The following is a 9,292-nucleotide window of genomic DNA, read 5'->3' as shown; positions in this document are numbered from 1 at the left end:
GCGGTGGCCTCGCCGGTAGGCGCAGACGAGGTACGGATGACCAACAGCCACTGGTCTTTCAGTGTGGCGGCCCTGAAAGCCGAATTTGGCTGGCGGCTGTTCAAGGTGGTCAACGATTTCACCGCCATGGCACTGGGGGTGCTGCATGTTGGGGATGACCACCTGCAGCACCTCTGTGGTGGGCCCGGCGACCCCCATCGGCCGCGGCTGGTGATGGGTCCCGGCACCGGTCTCGGGGTGTCCGCGCTGGTGCCGGTGAGTGATGCCTGGGTGCCGCTGGTGACCGAAGGCGGCCATGTGGATTTCGCCCCGGTGGATGAGCTGGAGACGGGGGTGCTGGGTATTCTGCGGGCTCGTTTTGGCCGGGTCTCGGTGGAGCGGATTCTGTGTGGCCAGGGCCTGGTGAATCTCTATCAGGTACGGGCAGAGTTGGCCGGCCTGGCGGCGCCGCTGACCACCCCGGAGACGATCACAGGCGCGGCCCTGGCCGGCACCGACCAGTTGGCCGTGGAGAGCCTTGGGCATTTCTGCCGGATCCTGGGGCGGGTCGCCGGTAATGCGGCGTTGACCCTGGGCAGTTTGGGGGGCGTTTATCTTTGTGGCGGCATCCTGCCAAGAATGAGCGATTTCCTGCGGACTAGTGACTTCCAGGCCGGGTTCGAGGACAAGGGCCGGATGCGGTCGCTGATGCAGGCGACGCCTGTCTTTCTGGTGACCGAGCCCCATACCGGCCTGCTGGGGGCGGCGGCGGCCCTGGCCAATCCGCAGGTGCGATGACTCAGGGCTGACCCAGATAGTCGTTGAGAGTGTCAGGATCCTGGGAGCCAGAATGGGTTTTAAGGATCAGACCCTTCTCGAGATAGGACCGGAGATCCACATCATAGCTGCCATTCGGCCACTCCCGGGTCACGGTTATCGGGTCGCTGTTGCTCACATTAAGCTTGAGCAGGTCGACGACGCGCTCGGTGCAGGGCGCCTTTTCCTGACTGCGAACGACCAGTACCCGGGGCCTCAGACGATTCTGCGGATAAGACTCCAGAACCAGGGCGATTTCGCCACTGGACAGTTCCACCAGCGAGCCCGGCGGATAGATGCCGCAGAAGCGGATGAACTCCAGCGCCAGGTCGTCATCGAACTGCTTGCCGCGGCACTTGTAGATGATGTCCAAGGCCTGCTTGGAAGATTTCGCCTTGTCGTAGACCCGCTCGCCCGTCATGGCGTCGTAGGCATCCACCACCGAGACTACCTTGGCGAAATAGGGGATCTGGTTGTGCAGCAGTCCCCTTGGGTAACCGCTGCCGTCCATGCGTTCGTGGTGGGCATGCGCCACATCCACAGCCACGGGAGGCAATCCGTGTACCGAGAGTAACAACTGGCGGCCATACACCGGGTGCAGTTTCATGTGGGCGAACTCGGCCTCGGTGAAGGCACCCGGCTTGTTCAGCACATCCTGGTCCACCTTGACCTTGCCCACATCGTGGAGCAGTCCTGCCAGCGCCAGGGTTTCGATCTCCGACTCCATCAGGCCGAGGTGTTTGCCGAAAGCCGCCGCCAGGACACAGACATTCATGCAGTGTTCGGCGGTGTAGCCGTCCTTGCTGCGGATCTGGGTGAGCCAGAGCAGAGCGGAGTGATTGCGCAGGATACTGGCCACCACACCCTTGACCACCGGACGGATTTCGTTCAGCTCGATCACCCGGCCAAGGCGCACGGAATCGAGAATGCGGGTGGCCAGATTGCGGCAGCGGTGGAAGCTCTCCATGGCGCTGCTGAGCTCTTCATCAAAGGGAATCTGGTTGATGTAGTTGATGCGTCGGACCAACTGGGTCTTTGTGGGCTGTGTCTTGGCGCCGGCGGTCGAGGCTTTGCTGACGGAAACGGCTCGATCCCGGGGATGGACGTAAGAAACCTGGCCCAAAATAAACACGGTCTCGCACTGCTCCCGGATGGCCTGGATGTCGTCGGGGCTGCGCACGATGAAACCCTGCAGCGGGAAGTCCGTCTCCGACCAGGGCCGGTCGAGGCGGGTGATCTGCATACCCAGTTGGACGTCAGACACCAGGATTTCGGTTTCGATCGTTTCGACGGACTGCACGAATTTCCCTCAATCACACTTCTGCCTGCAAGCAGTTGGGCGCGCCCGGTGGCTTCCGATCCGCTGGCTGCTCGACCAAGTCAAATCCAGTTTATTTCGCCTTTCGTCGCAAAAACACAAAAATTTTGTAAAAAACCGTCGCCGCTGGCGATCCATTTGTCAGGTCTCAGGACTCCTCCCCTTGAGCGCGGTCAGTGCCCGGATGCTCGCGGAACGAGTCCAGCCAGGGCGCCAGGCCCTTGGCTTCATCGATGAACAGTTGCCGGTGGGGGAAGGGAATCTGGATGCCAGCGTCGTCCAGCGCGGCCTTGATACCCTCGTAGAGTTCGCATGAGATCCTGACCCGGAAGTCGATGTCGTAGGGGCCTATCCAGGCCAGGGCCTCCAGATCGATGGAGGAGTCTCCCAGCCCGATCATCCGCACCGACGGGTCCCGGCCTGGCCGTTTCATGACGTCGGGGTGATCCTGCAGCACCGGCAGGATGACTTCACGGGCGGCGCTGGCGGTTTCCTTGTAGGCAATACCAAGCGGCAGGCGGAGGCGGATCTCGCCCTCGGCGCTGAAATTGACGATGTCGGAAGAGGCCACGTTGTCATTGGGGATCATGGTGAAAATGTTGTCCCGGGTCCGCAGCCAGGTGGTACGCAGGGCTATCTTGATGACCTTGCCTTCCTGATCGTTGATGCGGACCCAGTCGCCGATGCGAAAGGGCCGCTCGATGAGCAGGGTGACCCCGGCGATGAAGTTCGACAGGGTGGACTGGGCGGCGAAGCCGACGGCGATCCCCACGATCCCCAGGCCGGCAACGATGGACACCACATCGAACCCGAACTGGCTCAGCACGGTCACTGCGGCGAACACCACCAACAGGACCGACAGACTGTTTTTCAGAAGCTGTCCCAGGGAAGGGTCGAAATGATAGCGTCGCCGGAATTCATGAAGCAGCCTGGAGGCGGCCAGCCACAGGGCATAGAATCCCAGGGCCAGGAAGCCGGCCCGGGTGGTGGCCTTGACCAAGTCAGCCGAGGCGCCGTACTGGCCCATCAATGCCAGCAGCGCCAGCAGCAGGAACAGATAACGCAGTCCCACCAGCAGGTGATGCACCAGCACCCGGCTTCTGCCCATGCGCTTGCCCACCAGTTTGAGCACCACCGCCACCGGCAGGTAGGCGAGCGCAAAGACGCCAAGCAGCACCAGGCTAACGGCCAGTTGGCCGAGGCCATCCATGACCAGGGTCGACAGTTGCGGATCGGACAGTCCCAGAGCATTGATGGAGTCGGCCAGGTTGACGAGAAACTGTTGCCAGAGTTGGTCCGCAAAACTGGATGCCATAGGCTGCCCTTGCATTGGTCGGATGGTATGCGTAATGGTTGCGGTATGTCCCAGGAATGTAAAGCTACCGCCACTCTTTGACTCTACGACAGCATGACATCGACTGACGAATCCTTTTCCGAACTGCTGGCGCGGGTAAGGCAGTGCACAATCTGTGAAGCCTACCTGCCGGAAGGGCCCCGCCCGGTGGTGCAGGCCAGTGTGACGGCGCCCATTCTGGTGGTGGGCCAGGCGCCGGGTATTCGTGTGCATCGGACCGGGCTGCCGTTCAACGACCCCAGCGGTGACCGGCTGCGTCAATGGATGGGCATAGACCGCCAGACGTTCTATGACGAGCAGAAATTGGCGATTCTGCCCATGGGGTTCTGTTATCCGGGGACCGGGCGCAATGGCGACCTGCCACCGCGACCTGAATGCGCGCCGGCCTGGCGCGACCTGTTACTCTCGCGCCTGACCGGGGTTCGATTGACCCTTGCCATCGGAGCCTATGCTCACGCCTGGCACCTGGGTTCGCCGAAACGCTCTGTGACCGAGGCCGTGGCCCAATGGCGGGATTACTGGCCGGACCTGGTGCCTCTGCCGCACCCCAGCGGCCGCAACAACCTCTGGTTGCGGCGCAACCCCTGGTTCGAGGAACAGGTGGTGCCGCAGCTCCAGGCCCGGGTGGCCGACCTGCTGGCGGACCGGGCCGGCGCCGCAAGGCAGGATTAGCGCAGTGCCAGGGGCGCGCCAGCAGCGCGTCGTTCCTCCTGCCACTCCGCCAGGGTCTGGGCGGCTTCGTTGCCCGGCATCTGGTCGACAATCTCGAAGTAGTCATCACCCAGGGTCCCGGCCACCACCTGGCCCCGGGGGCGGCTCTTGACCACGTAGACCGTCTGGACGTTCTGGTGGTCGAAGGCGCGCCATTCCTGTTCGTCCTTGAGGAACTGGTACCGGTGGCCCTCCAGGGCCTTGATCAGGGCCCCGGTGTCGGTGCTGCGGGCCCGCTCAACGGCATCCTTGTACTGGTAGACAATGCTGTAGGCGGAGGCGGCAGAGGACGATGGCATCATCTCGAAACGGGAAGAGAAGCTGGCAACGAATTGCTTGCCTCGTTCAAAACCGTACTTGTGGGGTACCTGCCAGGTCCAGGGGGCCGCGCCGATCACGCCCTCCATGATGGTAGGGCCTACCTCGCGGGCCATGCCCAGGGTGATGTTGGGCACCACCACCTGGAGCTTGTTTTTCAGGCCCATCTCATAGGCGATGTTCAGGGCCCGGACCATGTCATCCCCGAATAACACCATCACCAGCACCTCCGCGTTACTGGCCTGGGCCTGCTCGAGAGCAGCCTTGAAATCGCGGGTCTGGGCCTTGGGAAAGGGGGTAGTGACGCCGGGGTGGCCATTCTTGTCGCTGGTATTGGTGAATCGCCGCATGGATTCTTCGGTGGACCAGCCCCAGGTGTAGTCGGCGGTGATGTAGAAATGCTTCTTGCTGCTGAACTCCCGGTTCATGTATTTGCCCAGCGCCTTGGCGGACATCCAGGCGTTGTAGGGCTCCCGGAACATGTGGGTATGACCGGCGCTGCCGGTGGTTTCGTTGGAGTAGGTGAGGGTGCCGAAATAGAGCCGGTCCCGATCCCGCGCCGCCTCACCGGAGGCGATGGCGACGGCGCTGGAGGAGCCGCCGAACACCATGCTGACGCCGTGGCGGTCGATCAGCTCTGCGGTGTTGCGGGCGCCCCGGGCCGGATCGCCGCCGGTGTCCCGGATCACCAGTTCCACGCGGCGTCCTAAGATGCCGCCTGCGGCGTTGATTTCCTCCACCGCCAGAAAGGCCCCAAGGCGCTGTTGCAGGCCCTGGTCCTTGTAACGACCCGTCTGCGGGTAGTTGAGCCCAAGTTTGAGTGTTTCGGCGGCGATCGTTGCCGTACCGACCAGCAGTACCAGCAAAGCCACCAGCAGCTTGCCGTAATTCATGAGCATGGTCTCCAGAGCGCTTGGGCCGGAGTGGGTGAACCCCGGTCAGTTGTTATCTATTATATGAGCTCTGCAAGTGTTACGGCGGAATCAGGTCGGGGACAATGGGACTATGGTCATAGTCTCGGAGTGATTTTGTCAGCCCCGGTAACGGCGTGTTACCGGGGCTGACTTTCTGTGAGGACGGCGGGTTATTGCTGCTTTTGCCAGGAACTGACCAGGTCGTCGTAGGCGATGGTCCTGCCCGCGGGCTTTTCGTTACTCAGTTGCGGTTTGGGGGCGCCGGGCTGGGCCAGCCACCAGGCTTCGCCCTTGACCTTGTCATCATCCACCAGCTTGGGGCCGCAGGTGTTGAGGCTGAAATGCCGCTGCATTACCGCCATGGCGCGATCCTGGCTGTTGGCCAGCCGGTCCAGGGCCTGCCGGGGGGTGCGTTTGCCGGTGATGGCGTCGGCAATGTTGGGCCACCAGAGTTTGGCCAGCTTGGGGTAGTCCGGCACATTGATTCCGGTGGGCGTCCATTGTTCCCGGGCCGGAGACTGATAGAACTCCACCAGGCCGCCCAGATTGGGCGCCGCCGCCTGCATTTCCGGAGTGTCCAGGTCGGATTTGCGGATCGGGGTCAGTCCTACCAGGGTCTTGCGCAGGGAAACGCTCTTGGCGGTGGTGAACTGGGCGTACAGCCAGGCCGCTTTCTGGCGGTCGGGGCTCATCACCCGCGGAATTGTCCAGGCGCCCACGTCCTGGTAACCCAGTTTCATACCCTCCTCCCAGTAGGCGCCATGAGGGGAGGGCGCCATCCGCCATTTCGGTGTGCCGTCCTCGTTCACCACCGGCAGGCCTGGCTTGGTCATGTCGGCGGTGAAGGCGGTGTACCAGAAGATCTGCTGGGCAATCTGGCCCTGGGCCGGCACCGGGCCGGCCTGGCTGAAGGTCATGTTGATGGCCTCGGGGGGCGCGAAACGCTTGAGCCAGTCGATGTAGTTGTTCAGGGCATAGACCGCCGCCGGGCTGTTGGTGGCGCCGCCGCGCTCCATACTGGCCCCCACAGGATGGCAGTTCTCCATGCGGATACCCCATTCATCCACCGGCTGGCCATTGGGCAGCCCCGGGTCGCCGGCACCTGCCATGGAGAACCAGGCATCGGTGAAGCGCCAGCCCAGGGACGGGTCACGCTTGCCGTAATCCATGTGTCCGTAGACCCGCTGGCCGTCGATCTCTTTCACATGAACGGTAAAGAACTCGGCAATGTCCTCGTAGGCGGACCAGTTGACCGGCACCCCCAGCTCGTAGCCGTAGATCTCCCGGAACTGCTGCCGCAGGTCGGCCCGCTGGAACCAGTCGTAGCGGAACCAGTAGAGGTTGGCGAACTGCTGGTCGGGGAGCTGGTAGATGTCACCATCGATGCCGGTGACGAACTTGATGCCCAGGAAGTCCTCCAAGTCCAGCGTCGGCAGGGTCACCTCCCTGCCTTCGTTGGCCATGAACTCGCTCAGGGACAGAACCCAGCCGCTGCGGGAATGGGTGCCGATCAGATCGGAGTCGTTGACGAAGGCATCGTAACGGCCCTTGGCGGCCATGATCCGTTGCAGGTTGATCTGATGGATGACCTCACCCTCCGGCAGGATGTCGTGCTCTACCGGAATGCCGGTGATCTGGGCAAAGGCGCGTGCCAGCACCGTGGCCTCATAGCGATGGGTGGTGATGTCCTCGGACAGGACCTTGATATCCAGTCCCCGGAAGGGGCGAGCGGCGTGAACGAACCAGGCGAGCTCTTCCATCTGTTCTTCCCGGCTCAGTGACGACACCGTGAACTCCTCATCCAGCCAGCGCTCGATAACGGCGCGCTCCTCCAGGGTGAGGGCGTCCGTATGGGGCCCGGCGCCCGCCAGGGTGGTGACCAGGGTCAGCAGGGTGATGCCCCACAGAGATTTAAGTGTTGTTGTCATGACGGTGGACCCTGTTCTTGTTGTCGTTGCAATATTCGGTAGAGAACATTTAACAAGAAAGAAAATGTTCGTCAACGAGGGAATCTTGGCGTCCGAGAACTTTGTGCAATTCCGGTAACATAGTTCAAAGCGTTGAATAACAAGCATTAAAAATGAACTTATGCGCCTATGCGGCTGAATCTAAAGAGAACCCAGATAGAAAAATGGGGCGCGGTATGGTCAGCGCGACCTTAGTGTTATGTCCGCTCGAACACAGCTCGGAAACATAGCTGTCTTTTCGCAAGAAATCATAAAATACTGATAAAAAAGGATTTATACTAATAATTCCGGGATGTGCGGCATGAATTACCGTTCAATTTTGTAACCCGGATGTAAAAAATGTTCGATTGAATCAAAAAAAATATGTTCGAAAACTTTCTATTTTTCGGTTATGCGGTTAGATTTGTAGTGTCCAGGCTGGGTGACCGCATGAAAAGGGCGGTCGCTGACAGCAGGGCGTGTTGCGGGAGTCCTGACTGGCTGTCGAAGTTAAAGCTTGGAAACTAAAGAATTTATTTCCAGTGTCTGGCTGTGACGTCGGTCTTGAGCTTCCCGGTTTTAGCGCTAACAACAATAGGAAGCTACCATGATCGAAAACAACAATTTTTCCAAACCAACCACCCCCTCAGTTCATCGCAGAGCGCCCCTGGCGGTTGCCATGGCCCTGTTGGCGGGCGGCATGGCTGCGCCTGCCGCGGCCAACGTCTCCTTTGAAGCGGATAGCGGCTGGAAGTTTGGCGTCAACGGGCATATCCCGGTGTTTGCTCTGATCAGCGACAATGACGCCCTGGAAGAGGATGCCTTCCGCATCACCACCGGCTTCAACCCCGCCACTGCCCAGTTCAACATTCACGCACCGAGCCAGTACGGCCTCGATGTGTCCGGCCATTTCCAGCTCAACAGCCACCTTTCCGGTGCCGACGGTGTCCAGAATTCCGGTTTCGGCCGTGTTGATTTCGGGCGTCAGTCCGGCGTAGAAAGCCGGGTTGCCGAGTTCGCGATTGCCGGAGACTTCGGTACCCTTAACATTGGTAAGGGCTTCGGCATCTTCGGTGTACCGGCCATCGGCGATAACGGCAGCGGCCTGGGTGTTGGCCTGTTCAGCCCCAACGCCGGTGACGCGACTGCCGGTCGTATCGGTAACGGTTACTTCTATGCCAACTTCAACCCCCGGGTGACCTACACCTCGCCGAGCATGAACGGGCTGCAGTTCAAGGTTGGCCTGTTCCAGCCGGAGAAGCCGAAAGACACGGCGGACACCTACGCCGCCGAGCCGGATCCGGCAGTGGCCGCGGCCGCAGCAAACGCCGCGGTTGGTACCGAGACGCCCCGCCTGGAAGCCAACCTGGTGTGGACCGGCGACATGCTGACCCTGTGGACCAGCGGTTTCACCCAGTCCGTGGACGTGAACAACTCCACCATCGACAACTTCACCATGACCGGTGTTGATGTGGGCGGTTCCATCTCCACGGGTGGCTTTGGTCTGCGTGCCAACTACGCAATGACGCAGAGTACCGGTAACTTCGTGGTGGGTGGTCACGGCATTCTGGGCGGCTCCCAGGAAGAAGACGCCGACCAGTGGTACGTCGAGGGCACTTATGGCTTTAACCGCACCACCCTGGGCGCCAGCTACGGTGAGGGCTCCGATGACCTGACGGATGTCGATTCCGAGCTGGCCATGGTGTTTGCCCGTTACAAGGCAACCGACGCCTGGACCGTGATGGTTGAAGTGCAGGACTACAGTGACAACACTGACAGTTCTGACTACAACGCCTTCATCCTGGGCTCCCAGTTCACCTTCTAAGGTGATCTGGCGTCTTTCCTGAAGCATCGGGAAAGCAGAGACCGGGCGCCCCTCAGGGGTGCCCGGTTTTTTTATGGGTGAATGTCTGGTCGAAGCCAAACGGCCGGACAA

At 61.1% G+C, this 9,292-nt stretch carries 7 protein-coding genes; 3 read left to right on the top strand and 4 right to left on the bottom strand.

The genetic code is table 11. The features are described 5' to 3' along the window. Positions 1–777 (top strand): glucokinase (glk, locus tag R3280_RS08365; RefSeq protein WP_318998141.1); only part of this gene is annotated, 777 nt, incomplete at its 5' end. A 1-nt stretch (position 778) separates the two neighbouring features. Here the strand turns inward: glk and R3280_RS08360 are convergent. Together R3280_RS08360 and R3280_RS08355 are read right to left on the bottom strand one after the other, a co-directional pair. Continuing rightward, positions 779–2,095, bottom strand: coding sequence for an HD-GYP domain-containing protein (locus R3280_RS08360; protein ID WP_318998140.1), 1,317 nt, complete (start codon positions 2,093–2,095; stop codon positions 779–781). 166 nt (positions 2,096–2,261) lie between these two features. Beyond that, on the bottom strand, positions 2,262–3,428 hold the full coding sequence (locus R3280_RS08355) for a mechanosensitive ion channel family protein (protein ID WP_318998139.1): 1,167 nt from the start codon (positions 3,426–3,428) through the stop codon (positions 2,262–2,264). A gap of 93 nt (positions 3,429–3,521) precedes the next feature. On the opposite strand from R3280_RS08355, the gene R3280_RS08350 reads away from it, so the two are divergent. After that, positions 3,522–4,139 (top strand): uracil-DNA glycosylase family protein, encoded by a 618-nt coding sequence (locus R3280_RS08350; protein ID WP_318998138.1) that lies wholly within the window; start codon positions 3,522–3,524, stop codon positions 4,137–4,139. Here the strand turns inward: R3280_RS08350 and R3280_RS08345 are convergent. Further along, on the bottom strand, positions 4,136–5,389 hold the full coding sequence (locus tag R3280_RS08345) for an ABC transporter substrate-binding protein (protein ID WP_318998137.1): 1,254 nt from the start codon (positions 5,387–5,389) through the stop codon (positions 4,136–4,138). The genes R3280_RS08350 and R3280_RS08345 overlap by 4 nt on opposite strands. Before the next feature lie 191 nt (positions 5,390–5,580). Beyond that, positions 5,581–7,338 carry an ABC transporter substrate-binding protein gene (locus R3280_RS08340; RefSeq protein ID WP_318998136.1) on the bottom strand — a complete coding sequence of 586 codons (1,758 nt, stop codon included), beginning with the start codon at positions 7,336–7,338 and terminating at the stop codon, positions 5,581–5,583. Between the two features lie 625 nt (positions 7,339–7,963). Between R3280_RS08340 and R3280_RS08335 the strand changes: the two genes are divergently transcribed. Beyond that, a complete protein-coding gene (locus R3280_RS08335) occupies positions 7,964–9,181 on the top strand; it encodes a porin (protein WP_318998135.1) in 1,218 nt (405 codons plus the stop codon). Positions 9,182–9,292 lie beyond the last annotated feature (111 nt).

Source organism: Marinobacter sp., from assembly GCF_033722195.1.
Classification (GTDB): Bacteria; Pseudomonadota; Gammaproteobacteria; order Pseudomonadales; family Oleiphilaceae; genus Marinobacter.
Note: the sequence above shows the minus strand (reverse complement) of the source record. Positions and strands in the feature narration are given on the sequence as shown.